This window comes from Actinophytocola sp., from assembly GCF_036002505.1.
Lineage (GTDB): Bacteria > Actinomycetota > Actinomycetes > Mycobacteriales > Pseudonocardiaceae > DASYTH01.
In genome coordinates, this window is record NZ_DASYTH010000449.1 from 1 (window position 1) to 18,915 (window position 18,915).

The 18,915-nt window shown below is 71.4% G+C and carries 18 protein-coding genes; 11 read left to right on the plus strand and 7 right to left on the minus strand.

Annotation, left to right across the window (positions count from 1 at the left end; translation table 11 throughout):
* The 3 genes from VGR06_RS39635 to VGR06_RS39645 form a co-directional block, all read right to left on the minus strand.
* A partial coding sequence (locus VGR06_RS39635; RefSeq protein ID WP_327564386.1) for a hypothetical protein occupies positions 1–528 on the minus strand: 528 nt, incomplete at its 3' end.
* A gap of 183 nt (positions 529–711) precedes the next feature.
* Entirely contained in the window at positions 712–1,392 is a 681-nt protein-coding gene (locus VGR06_RS39640; protein WP_327564387.1) for an LON peptidase substrate-binding domain-containing protein, read from the minus strand.
* A 23-nt stretch (positions 1,393–1,415) separates the two neighbouring features.
* The gene (locus VGR06_RS39645) at positions 1,416–2,135 is read right to left on the minus strand and encodes an NUDIX hydrolase (protein ID WP_327564388.1); all 720 of its coding nucleotides are present in this window, start codon (positions 2,133–2,135) and stop codon (positions 1,416–1,418) included.
* A 65-nt stretch (positions 2,136–2,200) separates the two neighbouring features.
* On the opposite strand from VGR06_RS39645, the gene nadA reads away from it, so the two are divergent.
* Genes nadA through nadC form a run of 3 tightly spaced genes read left to right on the plus strand, consistent with a single transcriptional unit; the run spans position 2,201 to position 5,714 of the window.
* A complete protein-coding gene (gene nadA / locus VGR06_RS39650; RefSeq protein WP_327564389.1) occupies positions 2,201–3,226 on the plus strand; it encodes a quinolinate synthase NadA in 1,026 nt (341 codons plus the stop codon).
* Positions 3,223–4,839 (plus strand): L-aspartate oxidase, encoded by a 1,617-nt coding sequence (locus VGR06_RS39655; protein WP_327564390.1) that lies wholly within the window; start codon positions 3,223–3,225, stop codon positions 4,837–4,839. Before nadA ends, VGR06_RS39655 begins: the two co-directional genes overlap by 4 nt.
* Positions 4,840–4,850: 11 nt before the next feature.
* Positions 4,851–5,714 carry a carboxylating nicotinate-nucleotide diphosphorylase gene (gene nadC / locus VGR06_RS39660; protein ID WP_327564402.1) on the plus strand — a complete coding sequence of 288 codons (864 nt, stop codon included), beginning with the start codon at positions 4,851–4,853 and terminating at the stop codon, positions 5,712–5,714.
* On the opposite strand, the gene VGR06_RS39665 is transcribed toward nadC, so the two are convergent.
* On the minus strand, positions 5,648–6,661 hold the full coding sequence (locus VGR06_RS39665; RefSeq protein ID WP_327564391.1) for a DUF4037 domain-containing protein: 1,014 nt from the start codon (positions 6,659–6,661) through the stop codon (positions 5,648–5,650). The genes nadC and VGR06_RS39665 overlap by 67 nt on opposite strands.
* 65 nt (positions 6,662–6,726) lie before the next feature.
* Here VGR06_RS39665 and VGR06_RS39670 point away from each other — a divergent pair, with 65 nt between their 5' ends.
* From VGR06_RS39670 to VGR06_RS39685, 4 genes are all read left to right on the plus strand, one after another.
* Positions 6,727–7,701, plus strand: a complete 975-nt coding sequence (locus tag VGR06_RS39670) for an efflux RND transporter periplasmic adaptor subunit (protein ID WP_327564392.1) — start codon at positions 6,727–6,729, stop codon at positions 7,699–7,701.
* Positions 7,701–8,393: an ABC transporter ATP-binding protein gene (locus VGR06_RS39675; protein WP_327564393.1), complete on the plus strand. Its 693-nt coding sequence runs from the start codon at positions 7,701–7,703 to the stop codon at positions 8,391–8,393. Before VGR06_RS39670 ends, VGR06_RS39675 begins: the two co-directional genes overlap by 1 nt.
* Positions 8,390–9,706 (plus strand): ABC transporter permease, encoded by a 1,317-nt coding sequence (locus VGR06_RS39680; protein ID WP_327564394.1) that lies wholly within the window; start codon positions 8,390–8,392, stop codon positions 9,704–9,706. The genes VGR06_RS39675 and VGR06_RS39680 overlap by 4 nt, the downstream gene beginning before the upstream one ends.
* A 120-nt stretch (positions 9,707–9,826) precedes the next feature.
* The gene (locus VGR06_RS39685) at positions 9,827–11,530 is read left to right on the plus strand and encodes an IS1634 family transposase (RefSeq protein WP_327564395.1); all 1,704 of its coding nucleotides are present in this window, start codon (positions 9,827–9,829) and stop codon (positions 11,528–11,530) included.
* Positions 11,531–11,610: 80 nt separating this feature from the next.
* Here the strand turns inward: VGR06_RS39685 and VGR06_RS39690 are convergent, their stop codons facing one another.
* Together VGR06_RS39690 and VGR06_RS39695 are read right to left on the minus strand one after the other, a co-directional pair.
* Complete coding sequence (locus tag VGR06_RS39690; RefSeq protein WP_327564396.1) at positions 11,611–12,672, minus strand: alcohol dehydrogenase catalytic domain-containing protein; 1,062 nt, start codon at positions 12,670–12,672, stop codon at positions 11,611–11,613.
* 81 nt (positions 12,673–12,753) lie between these two features.
* Entirely contained in the window at positions 12,754–13,533 is a 780-nt protein-coding gene (locus VGR06_RS39695) for a carbon-nitrogen hydrolase family protein (RefSeq protein ID WP_327564397.1), read from the minus strand.
* A 58-nt stretch (positions 13,534–13,591) separates the two neighbouring features.
* Between VGR06_RS39695 and VGR06_RS39700 the strand changes: the two genes are divergently transcribed.
* The 4 genes from VGR06_RS39700 to hisB all read left to right on the plus strand — a co-directional run bounded on the left by VGR06_RS39700 (position 13,592) and on the right by hisB (position 18,217).
* Positions 13,592–15,139 carry an ABC transporter substrate-binding protein gene (locus VGR06_RS39700; RefSeq protein ID WP_327564398.1) on the plus strand — a complete coding sequence of 516 codons (1,548 nt, stop codon included), beginning with the start codon at positions 13,592–13,594 and terminating at the stop codon, positions 15,137–15,139.
* A gap of 74 nt (positions 15,140–15,213) precedes the next feature.
* A complete protein-coding gene (hisD, locus tag VGR06_RS39705; protein WP_327564399.1) occupies positions 15,214–16,530 on the plus strand; it encodes a histidinol dehydrogenase in 1,317 nt (438 codons plus the stop codon).
* Positions 16,527–17,621 carry a histidinol-phosphate transaminase gene (locus VGR06_RS39710; RefSeq protein ID WP_327564400.1) on the plus strand — a complete coding sequence of 365 codons (1,095 nt, stop codon included), beginning with the start codon at positions 16,527–16,529 and terminating at the stop codon, positions 17,619–17,621. The genes hisD and VGR06_RS39710 overlap by 4 nt, the downstream gene beginning before the upstream one ends.
* Complete coding sequence (hisB, locus tag VGR06_RS39715) at positions 17,618–18,217, plus strand: imidazoleglycerol-phosphate dehydratase HisB (RefSeq protein ID WP_327564401.1); 600 nt, start codon at positions 17,618–17,620, stop codon at positions 18,215–18,217. Before VGR06_RS39710 ends, hisB begins: the two co-directional genes overlap by 4 nt.
* A 25-nt stretch (positions 18,218–18,242) precedes the next feature.
* Here hisB and VGR06_RS39720 read toward each other — a convergent pair whose 3' ends face one another.
* Positions 18,243–18,755 (minus strand): DUF3592 domain-containing protein, encoded by a 513-nt coding sequence (locus VGR06_RS39720; protein WP_414637428.1) that lies wholly within the window; start codon positions 18,753–18,755, stop codon positions 18,243–18,245.
* Positions 18,756–18,915: the final 160 nt, after the last annotated feature.

Sequence of the window (18,915 nt, forward strand, 5' to 3'; positions counted from 1 at the left end):
GCGGGAGCGTCGGACTCGCGCGGTGAGGCGGGCGGTGGAGCGGCGCAGTTCGGGCAGGTCGAACGGGCCGAGTGCGGGGAGTGGGGTGCCGCGGGGGCCGCGGCGGACGAGTACGGCGTACAACCCGCCGGCCAGGCCGGAGAAGGTGAGCAGGAGGCCGCCCAGGCGGCGGCCGAAGCGGCCCTGGCCGCCTGCGGCGTCCGCGGCGTGCGCGAGCGGGTCGGTGTGGCCGGCGGCGACGGTGACCTCCACGGTCTCGTCCGCCTCGTGGCCGCAGCCGTCGAACTGCGCCTCCCACTCGCGGCCGTCCAGCGAGTAGCGGACGACCTCCATGCCCTCGGCCCGGCCGCAGGGCCACGCGGTGACCACCCGGGCCTCCACCCGCTGGCCGGTGGCGGCCTCACCCGAGGCGAAGCCGAACAACCCCATCGTGGCCACAACCAGGGCAATGGCCACGCTGAGTAGAAACACGCCCACCGATAGGGCGATCCAGCGCGCGTTGCCGGGTGAAAAGCGGGGTTTCCGCACCTACGGATCGTCGCATGGCGCCGCCCCGCTGCCGAGAGCACAGTCCCGCCTCCCCGGAATTTTGACCTTGGTTGCGTCCCGGGGAACAGTGCGGTTGGCGGGTTGATTGCGGCTGGGTGCCGTCACGGTCCCCTGAGGTTGCGTTGGCAGGCACGAGGCTGTGTCAACCTCTGCGCTGATCCACTAATTCAAGCTGAAGTCGGTCTGGAACTCGGCCGGGGGAGCGGGGACGGCGCGGAGTGTGGCCAGGATGCCGGCTTCGCGATTGAGCATCTTGCGCACCAGGCGCAGCCGGTGCAGCGGCCGGGTCTCCTCCAGCAGCCGCTGCCGGTCGTCGATGGTGAGCAGGCAGTCCGAGGCCAGGATGTGCGCGAGCCCGGCGGTGTCGATGTCCTCCGGCGGCTCGGACCAGTCGCCGCGCTGCCAGGCGGCGTGGCAGTACCGCCGGTGCGCGGACCGGGCCCCGCTGAGCAGCATCCGGATGGCCTCGTCGCCGACCGTGGGGCTCTCCGCGTCGGGCACCCACTCGACGGCACCGACCAGGTACGGGGCGCTGGTCGTGTCCAGACCGAGCAGGCGGAACCGCCGCTCGCCCGAGGTGACGATGTCGAACCGCCCGTCCGGCAACCGCTTCGCCTGGCGCAGTACCGCGCTGCAGCCGTAGGCCCGCAGCTGGCTCAGCGAGGTGACCTCGACGTCCAGCGACGGGCGCAGCGCCACCACGCCGAACCGCTTGCCCGGGACCACGCCGGTGACCAGGTCGACCGTGAGCTGCCGGTAGCGCGGCTCGAAGATGTGCAGCGGCAGGTGGGCCCCCGGTAACAGCACGGCATGTAAGGGAAACAGGGGCAGCGATTCGGGCACGGGTCCAAACTACGACCCCGGCGTCAAGATCGCTCTCCGGTTGGTCCACCTGGTCCCGGCGGGCGCAGCACGGCGAATGGGTCGGTGACCGCCATGCTCCGCTCGGCGAAGGAGAACAGCGCCGCCGGACGGCCCCCGGCGCGGCCCGGCGCCGCGGTCTCGCCGGTCGGTTCGAGCAGGCCGCGGCGGGACAGCACGCGCTGCAGGTTGGTCGCCGAGATCTTGTAGCCCAGCGCCGCCGAGTACAGCCCGCGCAGCGCCGAGATCGTGAACTCCGGCGGGGCCAGCGCGAAACCGATGTTCGTGTAGGACAGCTTGGCGCGCAGGCGATCCCGCGCTCGACGCACGATGGACTCGTGGTCGAACGCGGTGCGGGGGAGTGCGTCCACCGGATGCCACCGGGTGTCGGCCGGAACGATCGGGTCGTTGTCCGCCGGCACCAGCCCGAGGAACGCGGTGGCGACCACCCGCCCGCCGGGCACCCGGTCCGGCGCGCTGAACACGGCCAGCTGCTCGACGTGCGACAACTGCCGCACGTCCACCTTCTCGGCGAGCTGGCGCTTGATCGACGTCTCCACGTCCTCGTCCGCGCCGAGCCGGCCGCCGGGCAGTGACCAGCGGTGCGCGTGCGGCTCCAGGGCGCGTTCCCAGAGCAGGACCTGCAGTGATCCCGCTCTCACCTGGAGCACCGCGGCCAGCACTTCGTGGTCAGGACTTGGTTGCCCGGTGGTAACATCGGCCATGTTTTCGACCCTAAGGCGAAAACCTCGCGATGGGCGACCACCGCTGAGCTGACAAGGAGGACGACATGGCCGCTACTGCCTCTCTCGAGCGGACCCCCGACGACCTCACACCGTACGGCGGAGTGGAGCCGAACGCGGCGTGGCGCGCCGAGGTGCGCCGCCTGGCCGAGCGGCAGAACGCGGTTCTGCTGGCGCACAACTACCAGCTGCCGGAGATCCAGGACATCGCCGACCACACCGGCGACTCGCTGGCGCTGAGCCGGATCGCCGCGGCCAGCGACGCGTCCACGATCATCTTCTGCGGCGTGCACTTCATGGCCGAGACCGCGAAGATCCTCAGCCCGGACAAGCGGGTGCTCATCCCGGACGCCCGGGCCGGCTGCTCGCTCGCCGACTCGATCGACGCCGCGCAGTTACGCGCCTGGAAGGCCGAGCACCCCGGCGCCGTGGTGGTGTCGTATGTGAACACCACGGCTGAGGTGAAGGCGGAGACGGACATCTGCTGCACCTCGTCCAACGCGGTCGAGGTGGTCCGGTCCATTCCGGCCGACCGCGAGGTGCTGTTCCTGCCCGACCAGTTCCTCGGCGCGCACGTGCGCCGCGAGACCGGGCGCACCAACCTGCACATCTGGGCCGGGGAGTGCCATGTGCACGCCGGCATCAACGGCACCGAACTGGCCGAGCGGGCCGCCGCGAACCCGGACGCGGACCTGTTCGTGCACCCGGAGTGCGGCTGCGCGACGTCCGCGCTGTACCTGGCCGGTGAGGGCATCCTGCCGACCGAACGGGTCAAGATCCTTTCCACCGGGGGCATGGTCGAGCAGGCCCGGGCCACCCGCTCGCGGTCGGTGCTGGTGGCCACCGAGATCGGCATGCTGCACCAGCTGCGCCGGGCCGCGCCGGAGATCGACTTCCGGGCGGTGAACGAGCGGGCGTCCTGCCGGTACATGAAGATGATCACACCGGCCGCGCTGCTGCGGTCGCTGCGCGAGGGGCGCGACGAGGTGCACGTCGACCCCTTCGTCGCCGAGCGGGCCCGGGGCGCGGTCCAGCGCATGATCGAGATCGGCCGGCCGGGTGGTGGCGAGTGAACTGGGAGGCCAGAGCCGACCTGGTGATCGTCGGCACCGGGGTGGCGGGGTTGACGGCCGCGCTCACCGCCCAGCGGCTCGGGCTGCGGGTGCTGGCGGTGACGAAGGCTTCGGCTTCCGATGGCAACACGCGGTGGGCTCAGGGGGGCGTCGCGGTGGTTCTGCCGGACGAGCATGATCCGGGCGACTCCGTGGCGCGGCACGTCGGCGACACCCTGATGGCCGGGGTGGGCCTGTGCGACAAGGACGCGGTCGGCGCGATCATCGGCGGTGGTCCGGCGGCGGTGACCCGGTTGCGGCGCCTGGGTGCGAGGTTTGACCCCGGGGCTGACGGCGGGCTGGCGCGTACGCGCGAGGGCGGGCACAGCGCGTTCCGCGTGGTGCATGCCGGCGGCGACGCGACCGGAGCCGAGGTGGAGCGCGCGCTGCTGGCCGCGGCGCGGGACGACCGGGTGCCGGTGCTGGAGCGGCACATCGCGGTGGACACGCTGCGCTCGCCGAGCGGTGCGGTGGCCGGGTTGCTGGTGCTGGATGCGGACGGGGTGCCGGGCCTGATCAGCGCGCCGGCCGTGCTGCTGGCCACCGGCGGGCTCGGCCAGCTCTACCAGGCCACGTCCAACCCCGAGGTGGCCACCGCGGACGGGGTCGCGCTGGCACTGCGGGCCGGTGCGCTGGTCGCCGACCTGGAGTTCGTCCAGTTCCATCCGACGGTGCTCTACACCGGCGCGGGTGCGCGCGGCCGCTGCCCGCTGGTCACCGAGGCGGTCCGCGGCGAGGGTGCGGTGCTCGTCGACGCCACCGGCGACCGGGTGATGGCCGGGGTGCACCCGCTGGAGGACCTGGCCCCGCGCGACGTGGTGGCCGCCGCGATCACCCGCCGGCTGGCCACGGAGCCCGGCGGCGTCGGCGACCACGTGTTCCTCGACGCCACCGGGATCGGCGCGGCCACGTTCCGGCGCCGGTTCCCCACGGTTCACGCGGCCTGTGTCGCGATCGGTGTCGACCCCACGGTTGAGCCGGTTCCGGTTGCCCCCGCGGCGCACTTCGCGTGCGGTGGCGTGATGTCCACGGTGGACGGAAAGACGACGGTGCCGGGTCTCTACGCCGCCGGCGAGGTCGCCCGGACCGGTCTGCACGGCGCCAACCGGCTCGCCTCCAACAGCCTGTTGGAGGGTCTGGTCGTCGGGGCTCGGGCTGCTCGGGCGGTCGCCGCGGACCTGCGCGCGGACCGGCTTGCCGACACCCGGCTCGTCGCCTGCCCGGCGATCCCGGTTGGCCCGGTGGCCGAGCGCGACGTCCTGCAACGGGTCATGAGCCGCTACGCCGGCATCGGCCGGGACGCCGAGGGCCTGTCGCTGGTCGGCTCGGTGCTCGACGTGTCCGCCGAGGACAGTCCACTTGAGACGGTTGTCGCGGTTGAGGACGCGGCGCTCACGTTGACCGCCCGCGCGCTCATCGCGGCGGCCGCGGCCCGTACCGAGTCGCGCGGCTGCCATGTGCGTGACGACTACCCCGACGCCGATCCGGCGTGGTTGCGCAGCCTTCCGGTCCGGCTCACCCCGTCCGGGCAGCCGGTGCTCGCCGGTCCGGTCCTGGCGAGGAGCGCGGCATGAGCCCCGACGCCATGAATGACCCATTCGATGCGTCTACCGCCCTGAATGAGGCATTCATAGCAATCGCGTCCACCGCGCTGGAGGAGGACCTCCGCTACGGCCCGGACGCCACCACCGAGGCAACCGTGTCGGCCGACGCCCTTGCCGTTGCCGAGCTGACGCCGCGGCGGGCGGGTGTGTTGGCCGGTGTCGATGTGGCGCTGGCGGTGTTCGAGGCCGTCCTGGGTGAGGATCTTGAGGTGCTTGATCGCATGCCGGACGGGTCGCGGGTGGAGGCTGGGCGGCCCGTGCTGGTGGTGCGGGGTTCCGTGCGTGGATTGCTGACCGCTGAACGTTCCGCGCTGAACCTGCTCTGCCACCTGTCGGGCGTGGCCACGGTGACCGCGGCCTGGGTGGACGCCGTGGCCGGGACCGGGTGCCGGATTCGGGACACCCGCAAGACGCTGCCGGGCTTGCGGGAGTTGGACAAGTACGCGGTGCGCTGCGGCGGCGGCGTCAACCACCGGCTCGGGCTCGGCGACGCGGTGCTGATCAAGGACAACCACGTGCTCGCCGCCGGGTCGGTGGCCAAGGCTCTGGCCGCGGTGCGCGCGCACGCCCCGGACCTGCCGTGCGAGGTCGAGGTGGACACCCTCGACCAGCTCGACGAGGCGCTCGCCGAGCACGCGGATCTGGTGCTGCTGGACAACTTCACGCCCGACCAGTGCGTCGAGGCGGTTCGGCGGTGTGCCGGGACCGGGACGAAGCTGGAGGCCTCCGGTGGACTGGCCCTCGACACCGCCCGCACCTACGCCGAGACCGGCGTCGACTACCTGGCCGTCGGTGCCCTCACCCACTCCGCGCCGGCACTCGACCTGGGCATGGATCTGCGCTGAGAGGTGTCGGACAGCACCCGTGTGTTGTCGATGTGCTGGTCGATCGCGCCGATCGGCGGTAGGGAGCGGACGGCCGGGTCCGCAATGGCGGACTCCAGCGTCGCCATGAACCGGTCGGCGTGCAGCACCTGGTAGGGACGGTTGTAGTACGGCCGGGTGGCGGGGTCGACGGGTTCGGCGAGGCCGAGCTGGTTCTGTTGGGTGGCAACGAATCGGTAGGCCGTGGCGAGGTGGTGTTCCCGGTCGTGCCAGGACGTCGCCGCGAGGGTCGCGATGAGTGACGACGTCAATGTGGCCGCGCCGGGAAGCCGGGCAAAGGCGGTGCCGAGCCATTTGCTGTACGGCGGGTAGCGGCGGTTCATCAGCAGGCACAGTCGCATCAGGTTGCGGACCTGCCGGGCGGCGACGACCGCGGAGCCGAGCTCGTCGCCGACCTCGCCGCACCGGCCGACGAAGGCTTCCTCTTCGGCGATCAGCGACCACTGGCAGGCCAGCACGTAGCGCCACACGTCGTCGGGATACCAGGCCAGCCGGGCGCGGGCGGGCTCCAGCTCGCCGAGCCCGTCGTGGAACACCGCTCCGGCAACGGTTTCCAGCAGCGTCTGGGTCGGCGTGTCCAGCCAGTCGGCCAGTGTCACGCCGTGGCGCGGGTCGAAGCCGAGGTGGCGGTCGAACCACGCGTCGAGGGTGGTGATCTCGACCTGGCCGCCCGGGTGACTGGACAAATCTGTGACGATCTCGCCGATGCGCGCGTGCGTGCCTTCGGGGCGGAGGAATATCTGCACGCGCGGTCCCCAGTCGTGGTCGGTGGAGCGTGCGGTGTCGAAGCCGAGCACCTCCGATCCTGGACCGATCCGGGCGGCGGAGTGCGGCAGGTCGAGTAGGAGCGGGGCGACGGCCTCTCGATAGAACTGGGCGGACAGGTGGAGTCCTGGCACGAAGTTCATGGAGCCATCATCTGTAAACACAGGGTGTATAGACACCCTGTATACACCCCGTGTAGTGTCGGCGCATGCTGAAGGTGACGGTGCTGGTCGTGGCGCTCGCGGCGACGGCGTGCTCGGCGTCGGCCGCCAAGCCGGATGTGCCCGACCTGGCCGCGCGGGGGACCACGATGACCACGGCCAAGCTGACCCGCCAGGACCTGGTGAACAAGGTCGGCCTGTCCGGCAAGGTGACCATGAACCCGGTGTTCGGGCTGGTCGCCCCGGTCGACGGCCAGGTGCGGTTCGTCGACGTGAAGCCGCCGGAGCGGACGCCGACGAAACCCACGAAGATCGCCACCGTGGCCGGGAAGGCGGTGGAGATCCCGGCCAGCGCGACCCTGGCCGGCCGGCTGGTCGACGACAAGTCCACGGTGACCGCCGGGATGCCGATCGTGTCGGCCAAGTTCGCCGGCTACGGCATCGTCGCCGACATCGACGGCGCGGACGCCTACAAGCTGGCCGGCTCGCTCGGATCCGTTACCGCGCAGGTGAAGAACGGTCCCGGCCCGTTCCCGTGCACGGTGCTCGGCACGATCGCCGCGCTCCCCGCCGGCACGATCCCCGAGCCGCCGCCGGCACCCGCACCTCCGCAGGGCCAACCGGGTCAGCCGGCCTCGGCGGCGCCAGCGCCGCCCGGGCCGGCGGCCCCGGACAACCAGAACGGGAGCACCGGCTCCGAGCCGACCGGCCTGCGCCTGGTCTGCACCGCGCCCGGCAACGTCAAGCTGATCAACGGCGCGGCCGCCACCCTCGAGGTGATCACCGAGCGGGCGGCGCAGGTGCTGGTCGCCCCGGTCGAGGCGGTGGCCGGCAAGCAGGGCAGCGGCAAGGTCGACGTGCTCGGCGCGGACGGCATCCGGCAGTCCAGGGACGTGGTGCTGGGCCTGACCGACGGGCGGGTGGTCGAGATCAGGTCCGGGCTCACCGGCGACGAGACGCTCGCCGTCCCCGGCCCGAACCTGCCGGACGCGCCCGGCCAGGAAGGGCCCGGCGGCAAGTGATGACCCCGCTGATCGAGCTGACCGGGATCAGCAAGACGCTCAAGGGTCAGGGCGCGCCCCGCACCGTCCTCTCCGGACTCGACCTGACCATCCACAGTGGAGAGAGCCTGGCCATCCTGGGCCGCTCCGGCTCCGGCAAGAGCACGCTGCTGTCCCTGATCGGGCTGTTCGACCGCCCGGACACCGGCCGGTACCTGTTCTGCGGCAACGACATCAGCCGGATCCGAGAACGCCGTGCGGCGGCGCTGCGCAGCGCCGAGTTCGGTTTCGTGTTCCAGCGCTTCTTCCTGCTCAAGCACCTGACCGCGGCGCAGAACGTGGCCATGGCGCTGGTCAACGGCCAGGGCTGGCTGCCCCGCCGCAAACGCCGGGCCAAGATCATGGCCGCGCTCGACCAGGTCGGCATCGCGCACCTGGCCAAGCACAAGCCGCCGCGCCTGTCCGGCGGGGAGCAGCAGCGGGTGGCGATCGCCCGGGCGCTGGTGCGGGAACCGCGGGTGCTCCTGGCCGATGAGCCCACCGGCGCGCTGGACACCGAGACCGGCAACCTGGTCGTGGACGCCCTGCACGCGACCACCCTGCGCGGCTGCGGGCTGATCCTGGTCACCCACGACCACGACCACGCCAAGCGGATGGGCACCGTGCTCCGCCTGGCCGGCGGCGTGCTGGCGCAGACCGGAATCCCGGCGTGATCCGCCTGTCTGGGCGCACCCGGTCCGCGCTGATCATCGGCGGGCAGGGCATTCGGTCGCGGAAGCTGCGCACCCTGCTGTCGATGGTGAGCCTGTTCCTCGGCGTGCTGGCCGTGGTGACCGTGCAGGCCGGGGCCGAGATCGCCCGGCACGCGCTGCTCGCCGACGTCGAGCTCTCCCAGGGCCGGGACGGCACCGTGCAGCTCTACCTGCCGGGGCACCCGAAGACCCTCCCGGTCGTGCTCGACACGGTGCGGGACCGGCCGGACGCGGTGGCCGTCCTGGACACCTCGGCGATCATCGGCGAGCCCGGCGTGTCCCCGGTCAGCCCCGGCGGCATGCCGTTCGACGCGCTCGGCGGCGGGCCCCCGCCGCGGTACTTCTGCGACTCCCGCGGGGCCTGTTTCAGCACTGCGGACCAGTCGCGGAACGTGCCGCCGCCGGGCCAGGCGATCGAGCTCCGGCTGGTCGGGCTCACCGGCGACCTCCGGCAGTTCCGTCCGTTCGAGACGGACTCCGGGCGGTGGCTGGACTTCTCCGGCCCGCCCGGGCTGTCGCCGCGGATCGTGCTCAACCGGGAGGCCGCGAAGGGTTTCTCCCGGTACCGGGTGCCGGCCGAGATGCGGTTCGGTGACGCCCGCCTGGGCCACCCCACGCCGCAGCTCACCGGGGTGGTGCGGGACGCCGACTACGGCGCGGTGGCGTACGTGCGGGCCGACGAGCTGCTGAGCTGGCTGCCCGACCCGGGCAGCGGCCAGAACGGCGGCCCCGGCGTGCGGGTGTACCTGGCGCCGAGCGCGGCCGGGGTCGAGCAGACCCTGCGCGCCCGGCTGGCCGCGCAGGGCGTGCCGACCGAGCAGATCTTCAGCAACACGATCAACTCCAAGGAGCACTTCAACGACCAGCTCACCCTGCTGCGGTTGATCTTCCTCGGCATGGCCGCGCTGGTACTGCTGATCGGCGTCGCCGGCATCCTCAACGTCGGCCTCGCCACGGTCGGCGAGCGCGTCGAGGAGTTCGCGCTGCGCCGCGCGGTCGGCACTCCGCGGCTGTTGCTGGCCGGCATCGTGCTGGCCGAGACGCTGATCATCGGGTTGCTCACCGCCGCGGCCGCGATCGGCGTCGGGATCGCCGGGCTCAGCCTTGCCAGCCGCCTGTTCGGCACCGAGCAGCCGTTCCTGCGCGACGTGACGTTCCCATGGCAGGCCGGCGTCGCGGGAGTCATCGCCGGGCTGGTCGCCGGGGTGCTGGGCGGGTTGATCCCGGCCACCCGGGCCGCGCGTATCCCGATCGCGACGGTGATGCGCGCCTAGCCTGAGTTTCCCGGCTAGTTTGATCTTGGTGTGGTGGCGTGTGTGACAAGTGGCTGCTGACCTGCGTTTTTCCGGCGTGTTGAGTTGACGTGGATCATGGAATGTCCTATGACCTAAAGTGTGGCGAGCCTGTACAGGAAGACCGTCAACGGGAAGCCCTACTGGTATCTGCGTGAGATGGCCTGGGTCGACGGCAAGCCGAAACTGGCCTCGGAGCGCTATCTGGGCACCGCAGCCGAGATCGAAGCGCTGCTGGACGCGCGGGAGGACGCGTTGCTGCCCGAGCGGACCCGTCATCTGGCGTTCGCTGATGTGGCCGCGGTCTGGGGACTGCTGGCGCGGCTGGACGTGCCCGGCATCATCGACGCGGTGGTCGGGCCGCGCCGCGCGGACGCCGGCGCCAGTGTGGGCACCTATCTCGCGCTGGCGGCACTCAACCGGGTGGTGGCACCGTGTTCGAAGCTGGCCTTCGCCGACTGGTGGCGCACCACCGCGGCCGACCGGTTCACCGCGATCCCCGTTCGGGTGGTGGATCACCGCAAGTTCTGGGACGCGATGCACGCCGTCAGCGTCGAACAGCTGGCCCAGATCGAGCAGGCACTGGCGGTACGCATCATCGACGAGTTCGATCTGGACATCGGGTCACTGGCGCTGGACATGACCAACTTCGCCACGTTCATCGACTCCGCCAACCCGAAAGCCCCGATCGCGCAGCGCGGCAAGGCCAAACAGAAACGCAGCGACCTGCGCTTGGTCGGGTTGGGGCTGGTGGTCTCCCGCGACGGCGCGATTCCCTTGGTGTCACACGCCTACGCGGGCAACAAACCCGACGTCACCCAGTTCACCACGGTGATCGACAAGCTGCGGGCGTCCCACGCCACCCTCGCCGAGCAGGTCGGCGCGATACCGCCGGAGATGACGGTGGTGTTCGACGCCGGGCAGAACTCCCGGGACAACTTCGACCATCTCGCCGAACTCGAGCTGCACTATGTCGGCTCGGTGCCGCCCTCGGACGTGCCGGATCTGCTTGCCCTGCCGAGAAAACGCCGCAGGATCGTGGACGCCGACCGGTTTCCCGGGCTGACCGCGCTGCAGACCCGACGCGGCATCTACGGCACCCAGCGGCGGGTGGTGCTCACCCACTCCCCGACCCTGCACGCCAAGCAGCAGGCCGGGTTCGACCAGACCTTGGGCAAAGCCACCCGCCAACTCACCGACCTGGCCGCGACCCTGGCCCGGGGCAAGACCCGCCGCCAGCGGCCTGCGGTGCAGGGCGAGATCGACACCATCTGCCGCGACAGCTGGGTCCACCGTGTCCTCACCGCGACGCTGACCGGGGACACCCCCGCGCAACACCGCCTGACCTTCACGGTCGACGCCGACGCTCGCGCCGCCCTCGAACAGGAGGTGTTCGGCAAGCGGGTGCTGATCACCAGCCGTGAAGACTGGCCAATCGCCGAGGTCGTGGCCGGCTACCGCTCCCAGTCCGACGCCGAGTTCTCCTTCCGTCAGCTCAAGGACCAGCGGGTGGTGTCGTTCTCCCCGATGCACCACTGGACCGAGCACAACATCCGGGTGCACCTGTTCACCTGCGTGCTCGCGCTGCAACTGGCCCACCTGATGCGCCGCACGGCCCACCAGGCCGGGCTGCGCTACTCCGTGCGCGAGCTGCTGGCCACGCTGGCCGGCATCGAGGAAAGCGTGCTGATCTATCCCTCCACCGGAGGACGTCCCAAAGCCCGCCGGATGCTCACCGAAACCACCCCCGAACAGGCCCAACTCGCCGAGATCTTCGACCTCGACCAGTGGGCGCCGGGGACTTAGGTCATAGGAACAAACAAGATCCACATACGCTTTGACCTGCACCAACACCCATCAAGATCAACTTATCTAGGAAACTCAGGCTAGCCCGCGCGGGCCGTGGGGTCGGCGAGGATCTTGAGCGCCTCCCGGTCGAGACGCAGCCGCTCGAAGCCGCCACCGACCACATCGGACAGCGGCACCACGGCCGAGAGCAGCGGGAGGACATCCACCGCGCCGCGGGACAGCAGCGCGACCGCCGAGGCCACGTCGACGTCCCACAGGTGCCCGGCGCTGCCGGTCAGCGTCCGCTCCTCGAGCACGACGGCCGGCAGCGGAACCGGCTCGGTGCCCGCGTGGAAACCCAGCAGCACCACCGTTCCACCCGGCCGGGACAGCTCGATGGCGGACGCCAGCGAGCCCGGCACCCCGGCACACTCGATCACCACGTCGGCGCCCCGCCCGTCGCTGAGCTCGCCGATCCGCTCGATCGCGTCCTCGGGTTCGCAGGCCATGGCGCCCCAGCCCGCGGCGAGCAGCTGGCGACTCGGCACCGGATCGACCGCGAGCACGGTCACCGCGCCGGCGCCCAGCGCGAGCTGGGTGACCAGCTGGCCGATCACCCCGGCGCCGAGCACCGCCACCACGCTTCCGGCCAGCGTCGGCGCCTTGGCCAGCGCCCGCACCACGATCGCCACCGGCTCGGCGAACGCGGCGACGTTGAGGTCCACGTGCTCGGGCACCCGCACGCAGCTGCGCGCCTCCGACACGATCAGCTCGGCCAGCCCGCCGTCGTCGTTGAACCCGCGCACCGCCACCTTCGGGCACAGCTTCTCCTGGTGCCGGGTGCACCACCAGCACAGCCCGCAGCCGACGACCACGTTCGGCACCACCCGGTCGCCCACCGCGAGCCCGGTGACCTCCGCACCCAGGTACACCACCGTGCCGACCAGCTCGTGGCCAAGCGTCAGCGGAGCCTGCCGCCCCGACGTGGGATGCGGCCACCCGACCGGGATCGTCACCGGGCCGGTCAGGTACTCGACAAGATCGGTGCCGCAGATTCCGGCCCGCTCCACCCGGACCAGCACGTCGCCCGACCCCGGTCTGGGCGTCGGAACATCCTCGACCCGGATGTCCAGCGCCCCGTGCCAGCGTGCCGCACGCATGCCTCATCACCTGCCCCGACCTGAGTCACGTCCATCCTTTGTGGTCGGAGCGATCTTTGGCAAGCCCCGGTGGTCTGGGTCTCACAGCCTGCGGTTGGCCAGCACCGGGATCGTGGCGCGGGTGGACTCGACGACGTCGGGGTCGAGGTCGACGATCAGCACGCCGGGGTCGGGGCCGAGCTGGGCGTGGATCGCACCGGTCGGGGTGGCGACGGTGCTGTACCCGATTCCGGTGGGGGCCTTGGGGTTCGGCGTGTGCGGGTCGGCCTGGCCGCAGGCGAGCACCCAGCTCGTGGAGTCCAGGGCGCGGGCGCGGACCAGCAGTTCCCATTGCTCACGCTTGCCCTCGCCGGCGCCCCAGGACGCGCCGATCAGCGTGGCGATCGCGCCGCGGTCGGCGAGCGTGGTGAAGAGCTCCGGGAACCGGATGTCGTAGCAGGTCGCCACGCCCAGCACGACGTCGTCGAGCTTGACGGTCACGGGTTCCGAGCCGGGTGCGACGGTCTTCGACTCCCGGAACCCGAACGCGTCGAACAGGTGGATCTTGTCGTAGCCGAGGTGCTGCCCGCGGCCGGTGACCAGCAGGGTGTTGAACACCCGGCCGTCCGGGGCAGGCGTGAACATGCCAGCCACGACCAGCACGCCGTGCTCGTCGGCGAGGTCGCGCACGGCCGACGCCCACGGCCCGTCGAGCGGCTCGGCGAGCGGGCCCAGCGGCACGCCGAAGCACGCCATGGTGGCCTCGGGGAACAGCACCACGGCGGCGCCCTCGCGTGCCGCCTCACGGATTCCGGCCGCCACCGTCTCGAGGTTCGCCCGCGGGTCATCCGTCGACATGATCTGGCACAGCGCAACTCGCACGGTTCACCATCCGTAATCCGACCGCGCCCGTACGGCTGGCCGGCTAGGGTCGAAGCTCGTGCCCATCGTGTCGCGCCGCCGCCGGTTCTGGCCAGCGCTGGCGATCCTCGCCCTGGGCGCGTGCACGGCCTCACCGACCCCGCCGGCCTCCGGTGATCTTGCCGGAACCTCGCTGGTGATCGCCGTGGCGGACGAGCCGGCCAGCCTCAACCCGCTCGCCGGCTACGCCGAGAACGGCGCCGCCAAGATCTACGACGGCCTGCTCGAGCACCGCGCGAACGGCGAGCTGCGCCCGGCCCTCGCCACCGACCTGCCCGAGCCCGCCCCCGACGGCCGGTCCTGGACGGCGAAGCTGCGCACCGGCGTCACGTTCTCCGACGGCACCCCGTTCGACGCCGCCGACGTCGTCGCCACCTACCGCGCGCTGCTCGATCCCGCGTTCGCATCCCCGGTGCGCCAACGGTTTCCGATGCTCAGCGGCGTCCAGCAGGTCGACGCCACGATCGTGCGCTTCGACCTGACCCGGCCGTACGCCCCGTTCCCGGAACTGCTCGTCCTCGGCGTCCTGCCCAGCGAGGCGCTCGCCACGCCGGCTCCGGTCACCGCCGGCACCCCGCCCCCCGGCACCGGCCCCTACCGGGTCACCGACTGGCAACGCGGCCAGCACCTGGTGCTCGAGGCCAACAAGTCCTACTTCGACGGCCCACCCGCGATCAAGAAGGTCACCGTCGAGTTCATCCCGGACGACGACACCCGCGCCGCCCGCATGCGCGACGGCAAACTCGACGGCACCGCCCTGCCGCCGGCCCTGGCCCGCACCTTCGCCGACACCACCGGCCTGAAGCAGGTCGCCCACCCCGCCGCCGACGTCTACGCCGTCCAGCTCCCCGCCGGCAACCCCGTCACCGGCGACCCCGCGGTGCGCCTGGCCCTCAACTACGCCCTCAACCGCAAAGCCCTGATCGACGGCATCCTGTTCGGCAAGGGCACCGAGGCCTCCACCCCGATGCCCCCCACCCTGGCCGAGTTCCTCGAGCCCACCGCCCGCTTCCCCTACGAGGTCCCGAAAGCCCTCGACATCCTCGGCGAGGCCGGCTGGTTCCCCGGCCCCGAAGCCGTCCGCACCCGCTCCGGCGTCCGCGCCGCCTTCCCCCTCCTCTACCACGCCGGCGACACCCTCGCCCGCGACCTCGCCACCGCCTTCGCCACCGCCGCCAAGGGAATCGGCATCGAGGTCACCCCCGAACCCGCCGTCGCCGCGGATCTCGTGGCCAAGGCCGCCACGACCGCTTCGTTGACCCATTTCGGCAACCCCTTCGACCCCGACCTCGCGCTGTACGGCCTGCTCCACACCGGGGTCAACCCTGCCGTCGACACCGCGCTCGACACGGCGCGGTTGATGACTGACCCCGCGCAACGTGCCGCCGCCTACCGCAAGCTTCAGCGCACCTATCTCGGCGCCCCCACCATGGCTGTTCTCACGGCCCCCGACCACACCTACGTCATGCGGGACAACTGGAACGGCTACCAACCCGTCACCGACGCCGAGGCGCCGGATCTCACCTGGGGCGCCTGGTGGAACCTCGCCAAGTGGACGCCGCGCTGACATGCCCTGAAGGTGACCTTCAGGGCATTCAACGTCCCGAACGCCGCCATCAGGGCACCATCTACCCTTGACCCATGCTCACCCGTATCGACCTGCGTGGCCGGGAGCTGGGCCCGGCGGAGTTGCGTGCGATCCTGCCGCGCGCCGAGGTCGACGTGGACGCGGTGACGCATCAGGTCATGCCGATCCTGGACGCCGTGCGGGAGCGCGGGGTCGAGGCCGTGCTGGAGTTCACCGAGCGGTTCGACCTGGTGCGGCCGGCGACGGTTCGGGTGCCGGGGGAGGCGCTGGCTGGAGCGCTCGAGGGGCTGGACCCCGCCGTGCGGGCGGCGCTGGAGGAGTCGATCGCGCGGGCGCGGGCGGTTCATGACGATCAGCGGCGCACGGATACCACGACGCAGGTGGTGCCCGGGGGGACGGTGACTGAGCGGTGGGTGCCGGTGGCGCGGGTGGGGTTGTACGCGCCGGGGGGGCTGGCGGTGTACCCGTCGAGCGTGATCATGAATGTGGTACCGGCGCAGGTGGCGGGGGTTGAGTCGCTGGTGTTGTGCTCGCCGCCGCAGGCTGAGTTCGGCGGGCTGCCGCATCCGACGATCATGGGCGCGGCCGCGTTGCTGGGGGTGGACGAGGTGTGGGCGGTCGGCGGGGCGCAGGCGATGGCGCTGCTGGCGTTCGGCGGCACGGACACCGATGGCACGGGGTTGGCGCCGGTGGACATGGTGACCGGGCCGGCGAACATCTACGGGACGGCGGCGAAGCGGCTGCTGCGTGGGCTGATCGGCATCGACTCGGAGGCCGGGCCGACGGAGATCGCGGTGCTGGCCGACGGGACCGCGGACCCGGTACACGTGGCCGCCGACCTGATCAGCCAGGCCGAGCACGACACGCTGGCGGCGAGTGTGCTGGTCACCGACTCGACGGAGCTGGCCGATGCGGTGGACATTGAGTTGTCGCGTCAGGTTACCGCTACCAAGCACACCGAGCGGATCAGTGAGGCGTTGCGCGGCAAGCAGTCCGGCTGTGTTCTAGTGTCTACTGTGGACGATGGGCTGCATGTCGTGGACGCGTATGCCGCGGAGCACCTGGAGATCCAGACCGTGGACGCGCGGGCCGTTGCCGCGAAGGTGCGCAACGCCGGGGCGGTCTTCGTCGGACCGCACGCCCCGGTGTCGCTCGGGGACTACTGCGCCGGGTCCAACCACGTGCTGCCCACCGGGGGGTGCGCGCGGCATTCGTCTGGGCTGTCGGTGCAGACGTTCCTGCGCGGCATCCACGTCGTGGATTACAGCGAGGACGCGCTGCGTGCGGTGGCCGCGAAGGTCGTGGCGCTGGCCAACGCCGAGGACCTGCCGGCACACGGCCAGGCGGTGACCGCGAGGTTCCGCACATGATCGGCGGTGAGATCGGGCTCGGGGATCTGCCGCTGCGGGACGACCTGCGCGGCCGCACCCCGTATGGGGCCCCGCAGCTCGACGTTCCGTTCCGGCTCAACACCAACGAGAACCCGTACCCGCCGCCGCCGGCGCTGGTCGCCGACCTGACCGCGGCGCTCGGCGAGGCGGCCGGCACGCTGCACCGCTACCCAGACCGGGACGCGGTGGACCTGCGCGCCGACCTCGCGGCGTATCTCCGCCAGTCCACCGGGGTCGACCTGGCGCCGGAGAACCTGTGGGCCGCCAACGGATCCAACGAGATCCTGCAGCAGGTGCTGCAGGCCTTCGGCGGCCCGGACCGGGTGGCGCTGGGCTTCGAGCCGTCCTACTCGATGCACCCGATCATCGCCGCCGGCACCCGCACCGAGTGGGCACCGACCCCGCGCCGCGACGACTTCAGCGTGGACACCGCCGAGGCCGCCCGGATCGTGCGTGCGCGCCGGCCCGACATCGTGTTCGTGACCAGCCCGAACAACCCCACCGGCGGCTCGATCCCGCTCGACGGCATCCGCGAGGTGGTGCGCGCGGCGCCGGCGCTGGTGGTCGTCGACGAGGCCTACGCGGAGTTCTCCGCGCAGCCCAGCGCGGTGCACCTGATCGGGGAGTTCCCCGCCAAGGTGATCATCAGCCGCACCATGAGCAAGGCGTTCGCGTTCGCCGGCGGCCGGCTCGGCTACCTCGCCGCCGCACCGGCCATTGTGGACGCCCTGCTGCTGGTCCGGCTGCCGTACCACCTGTCCACACTGACCCAGGCCGCCGCCCGGGCGGCGCTGCGGCACGCCCAGGACACGCTCCGCGGCGTGCACGCGCTGGCCGAGGAGCGCGACCGGGTGGTGGAGGCGTTGTCCGGTCTGGGTTTCTCACCGGTGCACAGCGACGCCAACTTCGTCCTCTTCGGACGGTTCGACGACGCGCACGCCACCTGGCAGTCCTATGTGGACAGAGGGGTGCTGATCCGGGACGTCGGCATCCCCGGGTATCTGCGGGTCACCATCGGCACCCCCGCCGAGAACGACGCGTTCCTGCTCGTCAGCAAGGAGATAAGGTGAACCGGGTCGCCACGGTCGAGCGCACCACCAAGGAGTCCAAGGTCACCGTCGAGCTGAACCTCGACGGCTCCGGCCACGCCGACGTGTCCACCGGCGTCCCGTTCTACGACCACATGCTCACCTCCTTCGGCGTGCACGGCGCCTTCGACCTGACCATCGCCGCCACCGGCGACACCGACGTCGATGCCCACCACACCGTCGAAGACGTCGCCATCGTCCTCGGCCAGGCCATCCGCACCGCCCTCGGCGACAAACGAGGAATTCGCCGCTTCGGCGACGCCTGGATCCCCATGGACGAAACCCTCGCCCACGCCGCCATCGACGTCTCCGGCCGCCCCTACTGCGTCCTCACCGGCGAGCCGGACTCATTGACCACCTTCATCGTCGGCAACAACTACCCCACCGTCCTCAACCGCCACGTCTTCGAATCCCTCGCATTCCACGCCCAGGTCGCCCTCCACCTCCGCGTTTTGCACGGCCGCGACCCCCACCACATCACCGAGGCCCAGTACAAAGCCCTCGCCCGCGCCCTCCGCGCCGCCGTCGAACCCGACCCGCGAGTGGGCGAAATTCCCTCCACCAAAGGCGTTCTCTGACCCGAATCCGCGGTGTGGTTTGCCATCACAGCCGCTTCTGCCAGCGAGGCGTGGTGAACCACGCGATCACCCACAGCAGGGAACCGGCGAGGCCGAGGGTCCAGGCGATCACCACCATTCCCAGGATCGCACCGCCGAATGGGGTCGGATCCTGCGATCCACGCACGACCGTCACCAGCGCCGGCGTCAGAAGCAGAATGGCCGAGGCCAGCAAAGTGGCGTGCGCGGCGACCCGCAAGGTGGCGCCGGTGGGCTTGGGTACCGGTCCGCCCTCGGTGATCTCGGCACGGTGTGGGTTGACCGGATCATAACTGACCGGAACAAGTCGGCCAGGCACCCAGGAACGGGAACTGGCGGCCTGGGCGGCGAACCGTACCCGCTGTCCATCTCCGGTGGTGAAATCGACGATCGGGCGAAACAGCAGCCCGGGTGCTCCCGGTACCGTGGCGAGGCCAAGGTGGGTGGAACCGCCCGCATACACCACGGCCGTCGTCAATTCCGGGCGGCCCGGTACCGACTCGATCTGGTTGTCGATCACCTCACCGGTGATGGTCACCGCCCTCGACAGAAACGTTCGCCGCTCGTCGCCGAACCGGCGGACGCGGCGCAGAAACCGTATCGCCGCAGCCCATCGCCACCAGAAGAGGAGCACCCAGCAAACCGACGGCACCAGCCAAAGCCCAGACACGGGCACATCC

Bases quoted from the DNA above. Each gene is read 5' to 3' on its own strand.
- nadC (WP_327564402.1), top strand. From the start codon at position 4,851: ATGAATGACCCATTCGATGCGTCTACCGCCCTGAATGAGGCATTCATA.
- VGR06_RS39690 (WP_327564396.1), bottom strand. From the start codon at position 12,672: ATGCGTGCGGCACGCTGGCACGGGGCGCTGGACATCCGGGTCGAGGAT.
- nadA (WP_327564389.1), top strand. From the start codon at position 2,201: ATGGCCGCTACTGCCTCTCTCGAGCGGACCCCCGACGACCTCACACCG.
- hisD (WP_327564399.1), top strand. From the start codon at position 15,214: ATGCTCACCCGTATCGACCTGCGTGGCCGGGAGCTGGGCCCGGCGGAG.
- VGR06_RS39675 (WP_327564393.1), top strand. From the start codon at position 7,701: ATGACCCCGCTGATCGAGCTGACCGGGATCAGCAAGACGCTCAAGGGT.
- VGR06_RS39665 (WP_327564391.1), bottom strand. From the start codon at position 6,661: ATGAACTTCGTGCCAGGACTCCACCTGTCCGCCCAGTTCTATCGAGAG.
- VGR06_RS39670 (WP_327564392.1), top strand. From the start codon at position 6,727: ATGCTGAAGGTGACGGTGCTGGTCGTGGCGCTCGCGGCGACGGCGTGC.
- VGR06_RS39645 (WP_327564388.1), bottom strand. From the start codon at position 2,135: ATGGCCGATGTTACCACCGGGCAACCAAGTCCTGACCACGAAGTGCTG.
- VGR06_RS39710 (WP_327564400.1), top strand. From the start codon at position 16,527: ATGATCGGCGGTGAGATCGGGCTCGGGGATCTGCCGCTGCGGGACGAC.